General features: G+C 70.9%; 13 protein-coding genes and 2 pseudogenes. 10 read left to right on the top strand and 5 right to left on the bottom strand.

Annotated features, from left to right (window positions below; all coding sequences use genetic code 11):
- Positions 1–212: 212 nt before the first annotated feature.
- From serA to SSOG_RS13675, 4 genes are all read left to right on the top strand, one after another.
- Entirely contained in the window at positions 213–1,814 is a 1,602-nt protein-coding gene (gene serA / locus SSOG_RS13690) for a phosphoglycerate dehydrogenase (protein WP_009714816.1), read from the top strand.
- A gap of 191 nt (positions 1,815–2,005) precedes the next feature.
- Positions 2,006–2,692 carry a TetR/AcrR family transcriptional regulator gene (locus SSOG_RS13685; protein WP_039937495.1) on the top strand — a complete coding sequence of 229 codons (687 nt, stop codon included), beginning with the start codon at positions 2,006–2,008 and terminating at the stop codon, positions 2,690–2,692.
- A 43-nt stretch (positions 2,693–2,735) separates the two neighbouring features.
- Positions 2,736–4,241 carry an MFS transporter gene (locus tag SSOG_RS13680; RefSeq protein ID WP_050800308.1) on the top strand — a complete coding sequence of 502 codons (1,506 nt, stop codon included), beginning with the start codon at positions 2,736–2,738 and terminating at the stop codon, positions 4,239–4,241.
- A gap of 109 nt (positions 4,242–4,350) precedes the next feature.
- Positions 4,351–4,935, top strand: a complete 585-nt coding sequence (locus tag SSOG_RS13675; RefSeq protein WP_009714813.1) for a Uma2 family endonuclease — start codon at positions 4,351–4,353, stop codon at positions 4,933–4,935.
- Here SSOG_RS13675 and SSOG_RS13670 read toward each other — a convergent pair.
- The 3 genes and pseudogenes from SSOG_RS13670 to SSOG_RS13665 all read right to left on the bottom strand — a co-directional run.
- Positions 4,913–5,593 (bottom strand): annotated as a pseudogene (locus SSOG_RS13670) (pectate lyase family protein); the annotation flags it as partial. The gene SSOG_RS13675 and the pseudogene SSOG_RS13670 overlap by 23 nt on opposite strands.
- Positions 5,574–5,933: a pectate lyase family protein gene (locus SSOG_RS58865; protein WP_281048194.1), complete on the bottom strand. Its 360-nt coding sequence runs from the start codon at positions 5,931–5,933 to the stop codon at positions 5,574–5,576. The gene SSOG_RS58865 and the pseudogene SSOG_RS13670, both read right to left, overlap by 20 nt.
- Before the next feature lie 388 nt (positions 5,934–6,321).
- Positions 6,322–7,278: a glycoside hydrolase family 6 protein gene (locus tag SSOG_RS13665; RefSeq protein WP_009714811.1), complete on the bottom strand. Its 957-nt coding sequence runs from the start codon at positions 7,276–7,278 to the stop codon at positions 6,322–6,324.
- 291 nt (positions 7,279–7,569) lie between these two features.
- Between SSOG_RS13665 and SSOG_RS13660 the strand changes: the two genes are divergently transcribed.
- Complete coding sequence (locus SSOG_RS13660) at positions 7,570–7,929, top strand: TetR family transcriptional regulator C-terminal domain-containing protein (RefSeq protein ID WP_050799852.1); 360 nt, start codon at positions 7,570–7,572, stop codon at positions 7,927–7,929.
- Positions 7,930–8,005: 76 nt separating this feature from the next.
- A complete protein-coding gene (locus tag SSOG_RS13655) occupies positions 8,006–9,190 on the top strand; it encodes a serine hydrolase domain-containing protein (RefSeq protein ID WP_009714809.1) in 1,185 nt (394 codons plus the stop codon).
- Between the two features lie 13 nt (positions 9,191–9,203).
- Here SSOG_RS13655 and SSOG_RS13650 read toward each other — a convergent pair.
- Positions 9,204–10,494 (bottom strand): annotated as a pseudogene (locus SSOG_RS13650) (PucR family transcriptional regulator).
- 167 nt (positions 10,495–10,661) lie between these two features.
- On the opposite strand from SSOG_RS13650, the gene SSOG_RS13645 reads away from it, so the two are divergent.
- From SSOG_RS13645 to SSOG_RS57450, 3 genes are all read left to right on the top strand, one after another.
- Complete coding sequence (locus SSOG_RS13645; RefSeq protein WP_009714807.1) at positions 10,662–11,588, top strand: proline dehydrogenase family protein; 927 nt, start codon at positions 10,662–10,664, stop codon at positions 11,586–11,588.
- A 222-nt stretch (positions 11,589–11,810) separates the two neighbouring features.
- Positions 11,811–13,442: an L-glutamate gamma-semialdehyde dehydrogenase gene (pruA, locus tag SSOG_RS13640; RefSeq protein WP_009714806.1), complete on the top strand. Its 1,632-nt coding sequence runs from the start codon at positions 11,811–11,813 to the stop codon at positions 13,440–13,442.
- Between the two features lie 446 nt (positions 13,443–13,888).
- Positions 13,889–14,011: a hypothetical protein gene (locus SSOG_RS57450; protein ID WP_086015790.1), complete on the top strand. Its 123-nt coding sequence runs from the start codon at positions 13,889–13,891 to the stop codon at positions 14,009–14,011.
- A 28-nt stretch (positions 14,012–14,039) separates the two neighbouring features.
- On the opposite strand, the gene SSOG_RS13635 is transcribed toward SSOG_RS57450, so the two are convergent.
- Complete coding sequence (locus SSOG_RS13635; protein WP_009714805.1) at positions 14,040–15,623, bottom strand: purple acid phosphatase family protein; 1,584 nt, start codon at positions 15,621–15,623, stop codon at positions 14,040–14,042.
- 129 nt (positions 15,624–15,752) lie between these two features.
- Between SSOG_RS13635 and SSOG_RS13630 the strand changes: the two genes are divergently transcribed.
- On the top strand, positions 15,753–16,790 hold the full coding sequence (locus tag SSOG_RS13630; protein WP_009714804.1) for a 3-isopropylmalate dehydrogenase: 1,038 nt from the start codon (positions 15,753–15,755) through the stop codon (positions 16,788–16,790).
- Positions 16,791–16,922 lie beyond the last annotated feature (132 nt).

The following is a 16,922-nucleotide window of genomic DNA, read 5'->3' as shown; positions in this document are numbered from 1 at the left end:
CACACCCGGTTCGGCTTTGTCCGCCGCGCACCACCACGTGCGGGTGATCCTGCCGCATTGGCGCATTACACAGGCCCGAGCGCTACTACACTTTCCTGCAACAAACGCGTCAGGCTCACAGCGTCGTGCGTCTTCCACGCGGCTGGAACCCTTCACCGCCTGCGGCCGTCGGGACGGCCGTCCGCTGAGGACTAGTGAGGACTGAAGACCACGTGAGCACTGCTTCCCCCGGTAAACCTGTCGTACTCATCGCCGAAGAGCTGTCGCCCGCCACGGTCGACGCCCTGGGCCCGGATTTCGAGATCCGGAGCTGCAACGGCGCGGACCGAGACGAACTGCTTCCCGCCCTTGCCGACGTGGACGCGATCCTCGTCCGCAGCGCGACCAAGGTCGACGCGGAAGCCATCGCCGCGGCGAAGAAGCTGAAGGTGGTCGCCCGCGCGGGCGTCGGCCTGGACAATGTGGACGTCTCCGCCGCCACCAAGGCGGGCGTCATGGTCGTCAACGCGCCGACGTCCAACATCGTCACCGCCGCCGAGCTGGCCTGCGGCCTGCTGGTCGCCACCGCCCGCAACATCCCGCAGGCGAACGCCGCCCTGAAGAACGGCGAGTGGAAGCGCAGCAAGTACACCGGTGTGGAGCTGAGCGAGAAGACCCTCGGCGTCGTCGGCCTCGGCCGCATCGGCGTCCTGGTCGCCCAGCGCATGTCCGCCTTCGGGATGAAGGTCGTCGCGTACGACCCGTATGTGCAGCCCGCGCGCGCCGCGCAGATGGGTGTGAAGCTGCTCACCCTCGACGAGCTGCTCGAGGTCTCGGACTTCATCACCGTCCACCTGCCCAAGACCCCCGAGACGGTCGGCCTGATCGGCGACGAGGCGCTGCGCCGGGTCAAGCCGGACGTCCGCATCGTCAATGCCGCCCGCGGCGGGATCGTGGACGAGGTGGCGCTCGCCGCGGCCCTCAAGGAGGGCCGGGTGGCCGGTGCCGGTCTGGACGTGTTCTCCAAGGAGCCGTGCACCGACTCCCCGCTGTTCGAGTTCGACAACGTGGTGGCCACCCCGCACCTGGGCGCCTCCACCGGCGAGGCCCAGGAGAAGGCGGGCATCGCGGTCGCGCGCTCGGTGCGGCTGGCCCTCGCGGGCGAGCTGGTCCCGGACGCGGTCAACGTGCAGGGCGGTGTGATCGCCGAGGACGTACGCCCCGGGCTGCCGCTGGCCGAGAAGCTGGGGCGGATCTTCACCGCGCTCGCGGGCGAGGTCGCCGTCCGGCTCGACGTCGAGGTCTACGGCGAGATCACCCAGCACGACGTCAAGGTGCTGGAGCTGTCCGCGCTCAAGGGCGTCTTCGAGGACATCGTCGACGAGACCGTGAGCTATGTGAACGCCCCGCTGTTCGCGCAGGAGCGCGGCGTCGAGGTGCGGCTGACCACCAGCTCGGAGTCGACCGAGCACCGCAACGTGGTGACGGTGCGCGGCACCCTGTCCGACGGTGAGGAGGTCTCGATCTCCGGCACGCTGGCCGGTCCCAAGAACCTCCAGAAGATCGTCGCGGTCGGGGAGTACGACGTCGACCTGGCGCTCGCCGACCACATGGCCTTCCTCCGCTACACGGACCGTCCGGGTGTCGTCGGCACGCTCGGCCGCATCCTGGGCGAGGCGGGTATCAACATCGCGGGCATGCAGGTCTCGCGTGCCGCGGTGGGCGGTGCGGCGCTGGTCGCGCTGACCGTTGACGACACGATTCCGCAGAGCGTGCTCACCGAGATCGCCGAGGAGATCGGCGCCACGTCGGCCCGTTCGGTCAACCTGGTCTGAGCCGCGTAGCGCCTGCGCGTTTCTCACAGGGCCCGGCCTCCGCTTCCCGCGGGGGCCGGGCCCTTTTCGGTTCTCTGCCGAGTTCTTTTTCATCATGTGTTGAATAAGGTGGCGAGCGGCGCTACGCTCTCAGGTATGTGGAGAAAAATTCTCCACATAGCTCTGTGTATGCCCTCCGCTGGAGATCCACCGTGTCCGATGACGCTCCCCGCATGCGCGCCGACGCCCGCCGCAACCGCGAGCAGATCCTGCGCGCCGCCCGCGAGGTCTTCGCCGACCAGGGTCCTGACGCCCCGCTCGACGAGATCGCCCGGCGCGCCGGCGTCGGCATCGCCACCCTCTACCGGCGGTTTCCCACCCGCCCCGACCTCTTCCGCGGTGTGGCCGCCGAGGTCTTCACCGCGGTGGACGCGGCCGCGCGGCACGCCGTCGACGCCGAGGGCGATCCGGCCGACGCCCTGCGGCGCTTCATGCACGCCGCCCTCGACCTCAAGATCGGCTCGGTGGTACCGGCGCTGCTGGGCCACTTCACCGCCGACGAACTCTTCGGCCGGATGCGCGGCGATGCCACCGACCCCGTCGAGACCGTCGACCGCCTCCTCGCCCGCGGCCGCGCCGCCGGTGCGATCCGCCCCGATGTCGTCTTCGGCGACATCGTCCTGATGATCATCCGGCTGACGCGGCCGCTGCCCGGCGGGGGCCGCATCCCGGACGACGACGCCCTCGCCCACCGCCAGCTCGATCTGTACGTGGACGGGCTGCGCCCCAGCGGCTCCCCGCGGCCCACCACCGCCCTCGGCGGTCCGGCCGTGGACGCCGCCGCCTTCATCCACATCCGGGAGCGCGTGATCGACGACGCCCGTGCCGCCGTCGACTGATCACCGATTGACGCCCGCACCGCACGACCAGAAAGGCACCGTCATGTCCGAGCCCTCAGCCATACCGCCCACTGCTCCATCGTCCGAGGCCAACCCCCGGCGCTGGCTCGCCCTGCTTTTCATCGGTCTGGCCCAGCTGATGATCGTTCTCGACATCACCATCGTGAACATCGCCCTGCCCTCCGCCCAGCGCGATCTGGGCATCTCCGCCGGTGACCGGCAGTGGGTCATCACCGCGTACACCCTGGCCTTCGGCAGCCTGCTGCTGTTCGGCGGCCGGATCGCCGACTACACCGGCCGCAAGCGCGCCTTCCTGGTCGGGCTGATCGGCTTCGCCGCGGCCTCCGCGCTCGGCGGCGCCGCCCAGGGGCTCGGGATGCTGCTCGGCGCCCGCGCGCTCCAGGGCGCCTTCGCCGCGCTGCTCGCGCCGTCGGCGCTGTCACTGCTGGCCGTGAACTTCACCGAGCCGCGCGAGCGCGCCAAGGCGTTCGGCATCTTCGGCGCGATCGCGGCGGGCGGCGGCGCGATCGGTCTGGTCGTCGGCGGGCTGCTGACCGAGTACCTGGACTGGCGCTGGTGCCTGTACGTCAACGTGCCGATCGCCGTCCTCGCGGCCTTCAGCTGGTCCGTCCTGCCCGCCGACCGGGCCGCGCCGGAGCGGGCCCGCTTCGACATCCCCGGAGTGCTGCTGGCTGTCGCCGGTCTGGTGTCGCTGGTCTACGGATGCAGCGAGGCCGAGTCCGAGGGCTGGGGCTCGCGGCTGGTGACCGGGCTGCTCATCCTGGGCGTGGTGCTCCTTGCCGCCTTCGCCCTGGTGGAGCGGCGCGCCGCCCATCCGCTGCTGCCGATCCGGGTGGTCGCGGACCGCACCCGGGGCAGCGCGTATCTGGCGGTCGGCATGTCGGTGGTCGGCATGTTCGCGATGTTCCTCTTCCTCACCTACTACATGCAGATCGTCAAGGGGTACTCGGCGCTGGTCACCGGCGTGGCCTTCCTGCCGATGACCGCGGCGGTGCTGGCCGCCGCGGGCGGCGTCGCCGCCCGCCTCATCCCCAAGGTGCCGCCACGGGCGCTGGTGGTGCCCGGTCTGCTGATCGCGGCCACCGGAGTGGCGCTGCTGGTCCCGCTGGACGTCACCAGCTCGTACGCGGCGGGTGTGCTGCCCTCCGAACTCCTCGTCGGCTTCGGCATGGGCCTGGTGATGGCCCCCTCGATGAACTACGCGACCCACGGCGTGCGGCCGCAGGACGCGGGCATCGCCTCCGCCACGGTGAACACGGCCCAGCAGATCGGCGGTTCGATCGGCACGGCGATGCTCAACACCATCGCCACCAGCGCGACCTCCGACTACCTGCGCGAGCACGCCCGTCGCATGACCCCGGAGACCGTCAAGGAGGGCCTGGTCGAGGGCTTCTCCCACGCGTTCGTCTGGTCGTCGGTGATCCTCACGGCGGCAGCGGTGGTGGTGGGCGTCCTGATGAACACCCCCCGCCCACCCCGCGACAAGGCCGCCGACGCTGCCCCGTCCGCCGCCGTACACCTGGGCTGACGTGGGTCGTCAACGCCAGAGCCGCCCATCACTCGTGTGAGGGGTGGCTCCGGCATTCCGGCCCGCTAGGCTGGGCTGCGCGGCAAGAATCTCGTCCATGGGAGTAGCCATGACTGCTGAACCGCTTCCGGCCTGGGCCTTTCCGCCCCCGGGCGGATTCACCGCAGACGACCTTGACCGCATTCCGGATCTCCCGCCGCACACTGAGCTGATCGACGGGAGCCTCGTCTTCGTGAGTCCGCAGAAGTATTTTCATTCACTGGCGGTGGACTTGCTGGTCAGCAGCTTGCGCGCGCTGGCGCCCAAGTCGCTGCGCGTGTGCCGCGAGATGTCCGTCGCTCTCAACAAGCGCAACCGCCCCGAGCCGGATATCATGATCTTGCGTGCGGAGGCAGTGACGGCCGAGGCGGATGAGACGGGCTATCAGGCCGCCGATGTCGTGCTCGCGGTGGAGGTGGTGTCACCGGAGTCGGAAGACCGCGATCGTGAGCGCAAGCCGCAGCTGTATGCCAAGGCCGGAATCCGGCATTTTTGGCGGGTCGAGAAGGGCGAGGGGCGTCGCCCGGTTGTCTACGTTTACGAGCTGGACCCGGCAACCGGCGCATACGGTGCCTCTGGGATCTACCACGACCGACTCAAGCTCTCGGTCCCGTTCACCGTCGACATCGACCTCACTGAGATCGACCAGTTGTAGGCCCCGCCTCGCGCAGCACCGTTCGGATGACCGCTCGCGGCGCGTGCTGCGGGCGGTAGCGGTAGACGTCGGCGGGGGTCCAGCCGGTATCGGTGGTGAAGGTGCGCAGGGCCCACCCCGGTGGTGGGGTGCCCGTGGATTCGGCCTCCGCTCGGGCCTTGGCCGCCTCGGTCTCGAACTTCGCTCGGGCGATGCGGTTCAGGTCGACGCGGCGGCCGTTGTACGAGGCGCCGGTGGCCGAGAACTGGTGGCCGTGGAAGGTGGTCACCGTGATGTCGGGGGAGGCGCCCGGGCCGGTGTGGGTGAAGACGTCGTATTCGGAGACGATCTTCGATTCGAGCCCGGCGCCCAGGGAATAGGAACTGCCGCCGAGGGCCTGACCGAGCATCGGGTAGTCGGGGTCATCGGTGGAGCCGCGGAAGTAGTTGTTGTACGTGTGCACCTGCCCGAACCGGACGCGGGGGCTGCGCTGGGCGGTGTCGGAAAACAGGTTGTGGTGGAAGGTGATCCGCAGATGGCCGCGGTCGCGGTCGCCCTTGCCGTCGCCGGAGCCGATCAGCAGGGTCTTCTCGTGGTCGCTGAAGCGGCTGTAGGAGACGGTGACGAAGTCCGTGCCGTCCTCCATGTCCAGCAGCCCGTCATGGTGTTCGACGCGCTTGCCGTGGAATCCGACGGCGGCCCGGCTGGTGGGGTAGCGGCCGTCGGAGAAGGCGCAGTGGTTCGATCCAGATGTTGCGGCCGGTGACGACGGAGAGGGCGTCGAAGCGCGCGTTCCAGGCGCCGGTCGCGCCGTCGCCCGGGTCCCAGCTGGGGAAGTGGTCGGTGGGGGCTTCGAAGCGGAGGTTGCGGATGACGATGTTCCGGCCGGTGTTGACGGTCAGATAGACGCCGAGCAGGGCCGCGTCACGGCCCGTGCCCAGGAGCGTGGTGTTGCTGGGCACGGTGAGCTGGATCTGCTGCTTCTGGGCGTTCGAGCCGGTGACGCGGAGCGTACGCATCCGCTTACACCATTCGTAGCGGTCGTCGCTCCAGGACGTACCGTCGGGGCCGAAGCAGTCCATGTAGCGCCGCAGGTCCCAGCCGGGGGCGTAGTCCTGGGCGCCCAGGAGGCGGCCGTCGTCGGTCTCGTTGCCGTTCAGGTGCCCGGTGACGCGGATGACCTTGGGGGCGGCCGGATCGCCGTGGTTGGCGAGGGCGGCCTTCAGCTCGGCGCGGGTGCGCACCACATGGACGCTGCCGGGGGCGGCACCCGCGCCTCCGGTGGTGCCGGGGCCCGCCGTGGCCCAGCCCGATACGGCAGAAGGCGCCGCGGCGGCCTCGCCCTGTGGGCCCAGCAGGGCGCACAGGAGCGCGGCCGCCGCGGCGTACGCGCGTCGGCGCATCCCGTCAGCCCGCCATCTCGTACGCGTAGTCCGGCGAGAACGCGCCCGCCGCCCCCGCGCAGCCGTCCAGTTCGCCCGGCGGTTTGACCCACAGGTAGGCGTCGATGGCCGCGTCGCCGGTGGTGGCCGTGGGGTTCTCGCCGACCTTGCGGCCGCGCGGGTCGCACCAGGCGTTGTCGGGCGCGGGGCCGTTGCCGTTGCGGCTGGTGTCGATGACCGCGGTGAGGCCCGAGGAGCTGCCGAGCTGGGCGAGCACGGCCTTGGCGAAGGCCACCTCATCGGCGGTGCGGCGGTAGTTGGAGACATTGCTGTAGATGCCGTCGCCGCTGCTCAGCACGCCCGCCGAGCGCAGCCGGGACGCCTGGACGGCGGGGCTGTTCCAGGAGGAGTGACCGGCGTCGAAGTACACCCGGGCCTGGGGCGCGGCGGCGTGGATGGCGGCCGAGGCGCGGGCGAGCGAGGCGTAGCGGCCGCTGAGTTCGGCGGGCGACAGACAGCTGATGAGCGCGATCGAGTCCGGTTCGAGGATGACGACCGAGGGCCCGCTGCCCAGCCCGGCGGCGAAGCCGCGCACCCAGGCGTCGTAGCTCGCCAGATCGGGGGCCCCGCCGGCGGAGGCGCCGCCGCAGTCGCGGTTGGGGAGCTGGTACGCGACGAGCACGGGCACCTGGCCCTTGGCGGAGGCGGCCGAAGTGATCTTACGGACGTCCTCGGTGACGGTGCCGGGGGTGTACCGCGAGAACCAGACGGCCTGGGGCTGGGAAGCGATCCGCGAGGCGATGCGGGCGCGGCGGGAGTCGTTCGGGTTGGCGGCGACCCACTTGTTGACGAGCGAGTCGGGGTGGTTGAAGAAGGCGGTGGCGGAGGGGAGTTCGCCCGCGGCGGCGCGGGGCGCGTGGCCCGCACCGGCCAGGAGGGTGGTGGCGAGCGCGGCGGCCGCTAACGCTCTGATGAGGCGCACGGTGCATCAGTCCTCTCGCGGACCCGGGGAACGGGTGATGGGGGACGGGGACCGGGGCTACCTCCTGGTTGCCGCCGCGCGCGGGAAGGTTGCCGTCTCCGGCGTCCCGTCATACGGGTGTCTTAGACGCTTGTATGGGGCCGGGATGGGCTGACGCCATGGGACATCGAGAGGACCTGCTCGCCGGGGCGAAGCGCTGCCTGCTGGAAAAGGGCTGGTCACGCACGACCGCGCGGGACAGCGGATGAGGTCCAGGCGTCCCTGGGCCAAGGCGCGTCGATCGGCGGCGAGTTGACGGAGCGTTTCCAATCGAACTGGTCCCGGGCCCTCGAACTGTTCGGCAAGCACCAGGCGATGTGGCGGGCCCAGTTGGAGGCCGTCATGCGGGCCGAGCACGACCCGGCGCTGCGGGAGGCGTTCGACCGCGCCCAGCCGGAGGCGCGCCGGGTGCTGGTGGGGCTCTTCCACGGCATCGACGAGCGCGAGGTCGACGAGGAGAAGACCCGGGTGCTGGGCTCGTTCTATATGACCCTGGTGAGCGGGGTGGTCGTCCAGCAGGCCCTGAACCCGGGGCTCACTCCCGACGCCCGGGATCTGATCGAGGGGATGCGCCGCGTCCTCGGCGGCGGGCCGCCGGTTCCGTCCGGCTGAGCGGGCGGCGTCAACCCCGAGCCACGGTCCGGAGTCCTTCCGTACGCAGGAATCCACCTGACGACGGAGGACCCGCATGGCCCCGTACGGCTTATCCCGCCGCGTCCGCCGGACCCGCGCTCTGACCGTTCTCGCCCTGGCGGGTGTGATCGCCGCGACGGCGGTCGTCCCGGCCGCCGCGGCACCGCGTGCTGCCTCCCCCCGTTCCCCTCACTCCGCCACCCAGGACGCCCTCGACGCGATCACCCGTGCGGGCACCCCCGGCGTCCTGGCCCGGGCCGACCGTGCGGACAAGACCTGGTACGGCGCGTCCGGCGTGGGGGACCGTCGCACCGGCCGCCCGCGGCTGCCGGAGGACCGGTTCCGCACTGGCAGCCTGACCAAGCCCTTCGTCGCGACCGTCCTGCTCCAGCTCGCCGCCGACCCCGCCTACGGCCTGTCGATCGATGACACGGTGGAGAAGTGGCTGCCGGGCGTGGTGCGCGGCAACGACAACGACGGGCGCCGCATCACCCTGCGCCAACTGCTCCAGCACACCAGCGGGCTCTACGACTTCCTCGACGACGCCGCGCTCCGCGCCAAGTACACCGGCACGGCGTTCTTCACCCACCGGTACGACGGCGCCACGCCCGAGAAGCTGGTGCGGACCGCCCTCACGCACGAGCCGGTCTTCGCCCCGGGCGGGGGCTGGGACTACTCCAACACCAACTACATCCTGGCCGGAATGGTCATCGAGAAGGCCACGGGCCACGCCTACGCCACGGAAGTGGAGCGCCGCATCATCAAGCCGCTCGGCCTGCGCGGGACCACGCTTCCCGGCACCTCGCCGCGGCTGCCCGGCCCGCACCCGCGGCACTACTCCACGCTGTTCGTCGACGGGCCGGACGCCCGGTCCTACGACGTCACCGAGTTCAACCCGTCCGTCTCCGGAGCCGCGGGCGAGATCATCTCGACCGCCCGCGATCTGAACGTCTTCTTCCGCGCCCTCGTGCGCGGCGAACTGCTGCCCCCTGCCCAGCAGAAGGAGATGTTCACCGGCCGCGACCTGGGGGACGACAGGTCGTACGGACTGGGCATCAGGTCGCAGAAGCTCAGGCCGTGCGGTGTGACGGTCTGGGGGCACTCGGGCGAAATCCTCGGCTCCATCGCCCGGACCGTGGCCACTGCCGACGGTGAGCATGTCCTGACGCTCCACCAGAACGGGGACTGGGGCGATGACGCCCTCGAACAGGCGGCCGTCGACGCGGAGTTCTGCGGCTGAACGCCACGGCCCCCTACCGGAGCCGGGCCGCCTTGAGAGCCATGTGGAGGAGCAGCCGGTCGTCGCCCGCGTCGAGGTCCAGGCCGGTGAGCTGGCGTACCCGGGAGAGGCGGTAGTAGAGCGTCTGCCGGTGGATTCCGAGGATCTGGGCGGTGCGGCTCGCCTGGCCCGCGCAGTCGAGGAACGTCTCGGCGGTGCGGGCCAGTTCCGTGTGGGTGCGCTCCAGCAGGGGGCGTACGGAGGCGTCGGGGGCGGCCGGGGGGAGCGTGGCCAGCAGCCGGTACGGGCCGATGGCCGTCCACTCCGCGATCGGGTCGAGCCGGGCGTCCGCCCGCGCGGCCCGGGCGGCGGCCAGCGCCTCGCGCCAGGCGGCGGGCAGCTCGTCCAGCCCGCGCCGCGCCTCGCTGACCCCGGCGGAGCTCTCCCGGCCGCCGCCGCACGGCAGGTCGCCGCCGTGCGGCCCGGCGGCCCGGACCGGCCCCGCGGCGCCGGGCGCGTGGAGAGGGTGGGCGGGCGGCGTGCTGTCGGCGGCCGCCGTACGGGGCGAGCGGAGGAGCTGTTCGGCGGTGGCCCGGGCGGGGGCCAAGGAGGTGGGGGCGCGCAGCCGGACGAGGGCGGCCAGCGCCGTCTCGTCGGGGATCACGCAGGCCGCGGCGATGCCCGGCAGATGCGGGAGGCCCGGGTGGTCCTCGTCCTCGCCCGTGTCCGGAATCCACGGCAGGACCGCCACCAGCGCCAGCGGCCCGTCGGCCGCACCGCGCAGCGCGGTGTGCAGGCCCGAACAGGCCGCGTCACGGGTGGCGGGGCGGCCCGGTGAGCAGTTCGCGCAGCAGCTCGCCCAGCTCCTCCCCGGCCCGCGCCTCGGCCGCCAGCAGGGCTCCGATCCGGGCCGTGGTCTCCATCGCCCGGACCAGCCGCGGGTCGGGGGGCGTGGCGGGGCCGCCGAGCTCCAGGTCGGAGAGGTGGCCGTCGTCCAGCAGCCAGACATAGCCGTGGACGACGCCGCGGTGCCGCACGGGCAGGCAGATGCGGCCCATGAAGACCCCGGCTCCCGGGTCCGGCGGGATCCGCAGCGGGGCCTGCGCCCGGGCGATCCCGAACGCCTCGAACCAGGCCCGCACCGCCGCCGTGGAGCGGCGCTGGAGGATGGAGCGGGTACGGACCGGGTCCAGCGCCGGTTCCTCCGCGTCGTCGCTGTCCTGCGCCCCGAAGGCGATCAGCGCGAAGTCGCGGTTCTCCAGGGTCGCGGGCGCGCCGAGCGTCGCGGTGATCTCGTCCACCAGCTGCTGATAGTCCTCGCGCATGACGCCCCGGCCTCCTTCCCAGACGGTGGCCTCAGCCTCTCATACAGGTGTCTGAGATCCCGGACACGGATGCGTGACAGCTGTCGATGGCCCCGATTCCGCGCGATCCTTAAGTTTCACGGTGAGTTGTTGGAGCCGTTCACCGGCCGTCATCGTGGAGGTGCCCTGTGCTGGGACCCGTGCTGCTCGCCGCTTCGCGCAGCGCTGCCATCCGTCGGATCGTGTCCGGCGCTCCGGTCACGCGCCCCATGGTGGATCGGTTCGTCGCCGGCGAGCGGCTGGCCGAATCCATGGCGTCGGTGCGGGGGCTGACCTCGCGCGGCCTGGAGGTCACCCTGGACCACCTGGGGGAGGACGTTACCGACCCGTCCGAGGCGCTGCGCAGCCGGGACGCCTATCTGGCGCTGACCGAGGCGCTCGCCGGGGAGGGGCTCGGGGCCCGCGCGGAGATGTCCGTGAAACTCTCCGCCTTCGGCCAGGCGCTGCCCGGCGGCCATGACCTCGCGCTCGCCAATGTGACCCCGGTCGTCGAGGCCGCCGCGGAGGCGGGGACGACGGTCACCCTGGACATGGAGGACCACACCACCGTGGACTCCACCCTGGCGATCCTCGGCGAGCTGCGCACCCGGTTCCCGCAGACCGGCGCGGTCGTCCAGTCGTACCTCTTCCGGACCGAGGACGACTGCCGCGCGCTCGCCGGGGAAGGCTCGCGTGTACGGCTGGTGAAGGGCGCGTACAACGAGCCGGCCTCGGTCGCGTACCAGGACAAGCGCGAGGTGGACCGGGCCTTCGTACGCTGTCTGAAGATCCTGATGTCCGGCGAGGGCTACCCCATGATCGGCTCGCACGATCCGCGCATGGTCGCCATCGCCCAGGACCTGGCGCACCGCCTGGGCCGCAAGAAGGACGAGTACGAGTTCCAGATGCTGTACGGGATCCGTCCGGCCGAGCAGGAGCGGCTGGTCGCGGAAGGTCACCGTATACGGGTTTACGTCCCGTATGGAACAGACTGGTATGGGTACTTCATGCGGCGGCTCGCCGAGCGCCCCGCGAACCTCGCGTTCTTCCTGCGCTCGCTCGTCGGCCGCGGCTAAGTGCTGGCCAGCTGAACGACACCGTCGACCAACTGGACAGCGCTCGGCCCTGTGGCCTGATGACCTTCTAGGAGACAACGGCCATCGTGACTCCTCCCCCGACCGAAACCGGGAGCTTCTCACTTGGCGAACTGCACAACCTCATGACGGACAAGCCCTGCCCGGTGCTTCACAGCACTCACACAGCGTAGCAAACTCGCCACTCAGGCGAAGGAGGAAATGATGGACGCCGTGACCCAGGTCCCCGTGCCGGTGAACGAGCCGGTGCACACCTACGCCCCCGGCAGCGCCGAGCGCACCCGTCTGGAGGCCAAGCTCAAGGAGCTGGCCGACAACCCGATCGACCTGCCGATGACCATCGGCGGCGAGAAGCGCCTGGGCGGCGGGGAGCGCTTCGACGTCGTACAGCCGCACAACCACGCGGCCCGCCTCGGCACCTACGGGAACGCCACCAAGCAGGACGCCCAGGACGCGGTCGACGCGGCGCTGGCCGCCGCCCCCGCGTGGCGCGCGCTGAGCTTCGACGACCGCGCGGCGGTCATCCTCAAGGCCGCGGACCTGCTGTCCGGTCCGTGGCGCGAGACCCTGGCCGCCTCCACCATGCTGGGCCAGTCGAAAACCGCGCAGCAGGCCGAGATCGACACTCCCTGTGAGCTGATCGACTTCTGGCGCTTCAACGTCCACTTCGCCCGCCAGATCCTGTCGGAGCAGCCGGTCGCCAACGCCCCGGGCGTCTGGAACCGCACGGACCACCGGCCGCTGGAGGGCTTCGTCTACGCGATCACGCCCTTCAACTTCACGGCGATCGCGGGCAACCTCCCCACCGCCCCCGCGCTGATGGGCAACACGGTCGTCTGGAAGCCCTCCCCGACCCAGACCCACGCCGCCGTGCTGCTGATGCAGCTGCTGGAGGAGGCCGGGCTGCCCAAGGGCGTGATCAACCTGGTCACGGGCGACGGCAAGGACGTCTCCGAGGTGGCGCTGACCCACCCGGACCTCGCGGGCATCCACTTCACCGGCTCGACCAAGACCTTCCAGTACCTGTGGAAGACGGTCGGCAACAACATCGAGAACTACAAGACGTACCCGCGGCTGGTCGGCGAGACCGGCGGCAAGGACTTCATCGTCGCCCACCCGTCCGCCGACCCGGCGGTGCTGAAGACGGCGATCACCCGCGGCGCCTTCGAGTTCCAGGGCCAGAAGTGTTCGGCCGCCTCGCGCGCCTACGTCCCGCGCTCCCTGTGGGACAACGGCCTCAAGGAGGAGCTGGCCGCCGAGGTCAACGGGCTCGCCATGGGGCCCGTCACCGACCTCGGCAACTTCATGGGCGCGGTCATCGATGACCGGTCCTTCGCCAAGAACAAGGCGGCGATCGACCGGGCGAAGTCCGACCCGACCATCGAGGTCGTCGCGGGCGGCACGTACGACGACAGCGAGGGCTACTTCGTCCGCCCGACCGTTCTCGTCTCCACCGACCCGGAGAACGAGATCTTCAAGGACGAGTACTTCGGCCCGATCATCGGTGTGTTCGTGTACGAGGACGCCGAGTACGACGCGATGCTGGAGCAGATGGAGTCGGCGTCGGCGTACGGCCTGACCGGCGGCGTCATCGCCCAGGACCGCGCCGCGGCCGCCGCGACCTGCGAGGCGCTGCGCTTCGCGGCCGGCAACTTCTACATCAACGACAAGCCCACCGGTGCCGTGGTCGGCCAGCAGCCCTTCGGCGGCGGCCGCGCGTCCGGCACCAACGACAAGGCGGGCGCGAAGCAGAACCTGATGCGCTGGACCTCCACCCGCTCCATCAAGGAGACGATGGTCCCGCCGACGGACTACCGCTACCCGCACATGGGCTGACCCGCCCGGCGCACCCGCGCCCCCTGAGTCCCGCCCTCGACCTGGCTGCCGGCCGGTCGGGGGCGGAGTGCGTGGAGAGGGGGTGAAACGGCATAAACCTGTGGACGCCCGAGGTGCGCGAATGCTAGCGTCTTGCATTCAAGTCAGCGTTATTTACCGCAGTTTACGTGGATAACCAGCCATGGTCGAGGTCGGACGGGGGTCGGCCTCGGCCATGTCTCGTCTCAGATAGTAGGACGTCCGACTAATTGTGCAGACACTGACGCTCTGCTCCCTTACTTTTGTGGAAGCCGAACGTTCCGCTCCATCGAGCGACGGCGGAAGCGGCCCGGTGCAACCGCGCAGGTGATCCCTGCCGCACCCAGGCCCCCGCCCCCTTACGGCAGCCACCTTCTCGGGGATTCCACCCGGCCGCGCGCCGGGGTTCAGCAGAGGAGACGTGAACCATGGCCGAGCAGACCATCCGCAGGGTCCGCCGCAAGAACGACGACACCGACCGGCGGAACGCCGCCGCCGCGCTCCAGCGCGCGCTCGACCGCCGCGACAACGGCGGCTCCACCGGTCACTGAGCCGCGGGGCGGCCTTCCGGGCCGCCTGTCATTTCCCCCGGGGCGGGGCGATGTCGAAGCGGTCCACCCGCTCACCGGACTCCGCCAGCGCCGTGACCCTCATGCGCGGGGCCGGCCCCGGCTCGACCTCCACCGCGAGGAACGAGAAGCCGGTGTAGCGGACGCGTGACCACTCCACGGTGTCCTTGTTCTTCTCGCCGTCCTTCGTCCAGTGGTAGCTCTCCACCTCGTCGAGATCCTTGACGTGCCCCTCGTAGCTGTCGGGCACCGGGAACTCGTACAGGTCCGCCCCGGCGCCGCCCGCCGTGACGTACACGATCCCGTCCCGCACGGGGTTCACGCTCTCGCCGATCGGCACCTTCTTGGCCACCTTGCCGCCGCGGATGGCGTCGGTGCGCTCGTAGACGTGGTTGTGGCCGTTGACGACCAGATCCACGCGGTGCTTCTCGAAGATCGGCACCCAGCCGTCGCGCACCCCGCCGTCCGAGGCGTGCGAGCTGGTCGTGGAGAACGCGCAGTGGTGGAAGAAGACCACCAGGAAGTCGATGCCGGACCGCTTGCGCAGCTCTCCCAGGCGGCGGTCCAGCCAGCGGGTCTGATCGCCGCCCGTGTAGCCCTTGTTGGCGGGGATTTCGTAGCTGACGTCATTGGCGTCCAGCGCGACGACGCCCACGTTGCCGTAGGTGAAGGAGTAGACGCCGGGCGCCTTGCGGGGGTCGGGCCCGTTGTCCGGCAGCGACCAGCGGGCCAGCTGCCCGCCGTAGCCGTCGGGGGAGTACCACGCCTCCATGTCGTGGTTCCCGGTCGTCACCATCCACGGCACGCTCGCCGCGACCGAGTCGGTCTGGGCGAGGAAGGAGTCCCAGACCCGGGCGTCGTACAGGTCGGACTTCTTGCCGTGGCCGGTGGTGTCCGCGTAGCAGATGTCCCCGGCGTGCAGATGGAACGACGGATCCTGACCCAGGATCAACTGGTCGTTGGCGAGCGCGTCATAGCTCACCCCCTGGTCGCCGAAGGCGGTGAAGACGAACTTCTCCGGCCGCTCGGGGGCGGTGCGGAACGTGCCCAGCGAGGAGAAGTGACGCGGGTCGGCGGGGTCGTAGCCCTCATGGCCGACGCCGTAGTAGTACGTGACGCCGGGGCTCAAGCCCTCCACAGCGGCGTGCAGGTAGTACTGGTCGACCGCGGGCAGCTTGTCGCCGAGCGAGGGCGTGTGCAGATGGCGGACCTCGGCCTCGACCTTCCGGGTCAGATCCGTCGGCCGCGGGCCGATCCGCAGATACGGCCGCTTCACCGCGAACGGCACCTGCCAGGAGACCCGCATCTGCGTCGTCGGGTCGGCGCTGAGAGCGAGGTGGCGGCCGAAGGGGGCCACCAGGGCGCCGTTCACCTCCGGCGTCCTGGTGCGGGGGGCCCCGGCGGGCGCCGGATCGGACGTGGCGGCGGGGGCGCAGCCCGCGCCGCCCAGCGCCACCGCGGCCGCCCCGGCCGTCGCGGCGCCCCCGCGCAGCACCCGTCGGCGGGGGAGGGCGTCGCGCAGGTATTCGTGCTGCTCCGCCATGGTCATCCGGCTCGCTAGCGGCTCCGGAATGCCGAACCGTGGTGTATGCATGATCCGGAATCTCCCCCGCGCGGGAGACGTCACGCCGTACTCCGGGTGAACGCGGCCTGACCGATGGACGATCTGTCCGTATGGCGGACGACCGATGTCATGGGGTGGGACGAGGAGTAGGGTCCGGGTATGTCTCGCAGCATTCGCCTCGCAGTGATCCCCGGTGACGGTATCGGCCAGGAAGTCGTGGCCCAGGGCCTCAAGGTCCTCGGCGCCGCCCTTCCCCAGGACGTGAAGCTGGAGACCAAGAATTACGACCTCGGCGCCCGGCGCTGGCACGCCACCGGCGAAACCCTTACGGACGCCGAGCTGGAGTCGCTGAAGGACCACGACGCGATCCTGCTGGGCGCGATCGGCGACCCGTCGGTCCCGTCCGGGGTGCTGGAGCGCGGGCTGCTGCTCAAGCTGCGCTTCGCCTTCGACCACTACGTCAACCTGCGTCCGTCGAAGCTCTTCCCGAACACCGCGACCCCGCTGGCCGGCCGCCCCGACATCGACTTCGTCGTCGTCCGGGAGGGCACCGAGGGCCCGTACGTGGGCAACGGCGGCTCGCTGCGGACCGGTACCCCGGCCGAGGTCGCCACCGAGGTCAGCCTGAACACCGCGTACGGCGTCGAGCGCGTCGTCCGGGACGCGTACGAGCGCGCCAACAGCCGCCCGCGCAAGAAGCTGACGCTCGTGCACAAGAACAACGTCCTGGTGCACGCCGGTCACCTGTGGAAGAACATCTTCGACAAGGTCGGCGCCGAGTACCCGGACGTCACCACGGACTACCTGCACGTCGACGCCGCGACGATCTTCTTCGTCACCCAGCCCGAGCGGTTCGACGTGATCGTGACCGACAACCTCTTCGGTGACATCCTCACCGACCTCGCCGCCGCCGTCACCGGTGGCATCGGGCTCGCCGCGAGCGGCAACATCAACCCCTCCGGCGCCTTCCCGTCGATGTTCGAGCCGGTCCACGGCTCCGCGCCGGACATCGCGGGCACCGGCAAGGCCGACCCGACCGCGACCATCCTGTCGGTGGCCCTGCTCCTCCAGCACCTCGGCTACGCGGACGAGGCGGCCCGCATCGAGGCCGCCGTCGCCGAGGACCTCGCCGAGCGGGACGCGGCGCGCACCACCGACGAGATCGGCGACGCGCTCGCCGCCCGAGTATCCGGCTGACCCCAGCCTGTGCCAGTGCGCGGCTGGGTGCGACCATCGACCTCGGGCCGCGCACTTCGCACGCATCCTTAAGCTCCGGCCCCACGTCAGCGATAATCGCTCGTGGGGCCGCCGTGTGCAGCGGGAAGCTCG

The sequence above is a fragment of the Streptomyces himastatinicus ATCC 53653 genome (genome assembly GCF_000158915.1).
Lineage (GTDB): Bacteria > Actinomycetota > Actinomycetes > Streptomycetales > Streptomycetaceae > Streptomyces > Streptomyces himastatinicus.
This window is presented reverse-complemented; position numbering and strand designations above follow the sequence as displayed.

Coding starts and splice junctions, on each gene's coding strand:
- SSOG_RS13680 (WP_050800308.1), top strand. CDS start 2,736: ATGTCCGAGCCCTCAGCCATACCGCCCACTGCTCCATCGTCCGAGGCC.
- SSOG_RS13675 (WP_009714813.1), top strand. CDS start 4,351: ATGACTGCTGAACCGCTTCCGGCCTGGGCCTTTCCGCCCCCGGGCGGA.
- SSOG_RS58865 (WP_281048194.1), bottom strand. CDS start 5,933: ATGCGTACGCTCCGCGTCACCGGCTCGAACGCCCAGAAGCAGCAGATC.
- SSOG_RS13655 (WP_009714809.1), top strand. CDS start 8,006: ATGGCCCCGTACGGCTTATCCCGCCGCGTCCGCCGGACCCGCGCTCTG.
- pruA (WP_009714806.1), top strand. CDS start 11,811: ATGGACGCCGTGACCCAGGTCCCCGTGCCGGTGAACGAGCCGGTGCAC.
- SSOG_RS57450 (WP_086015790.1), top strand. CDS start 13,889: ATGGCCGAGCAGACCATCCGCAGGGTCCGCCGCAAGAACGACGACACC.
- SSOG_RS13635 (WP_009714805.1), bottom strand. CDS start 15,623: ATGCATACACCACGGTTCGGCATTCCGGAGCCGCTAGCGAGCCGGATG.
- SSOG_RS13630 (WP_009714804.1), top strand. CDS start 15,753: ATGTCTCGCAGCATTCGCCTCGCAGTGATCCCCGGTGACGGTATCGGC.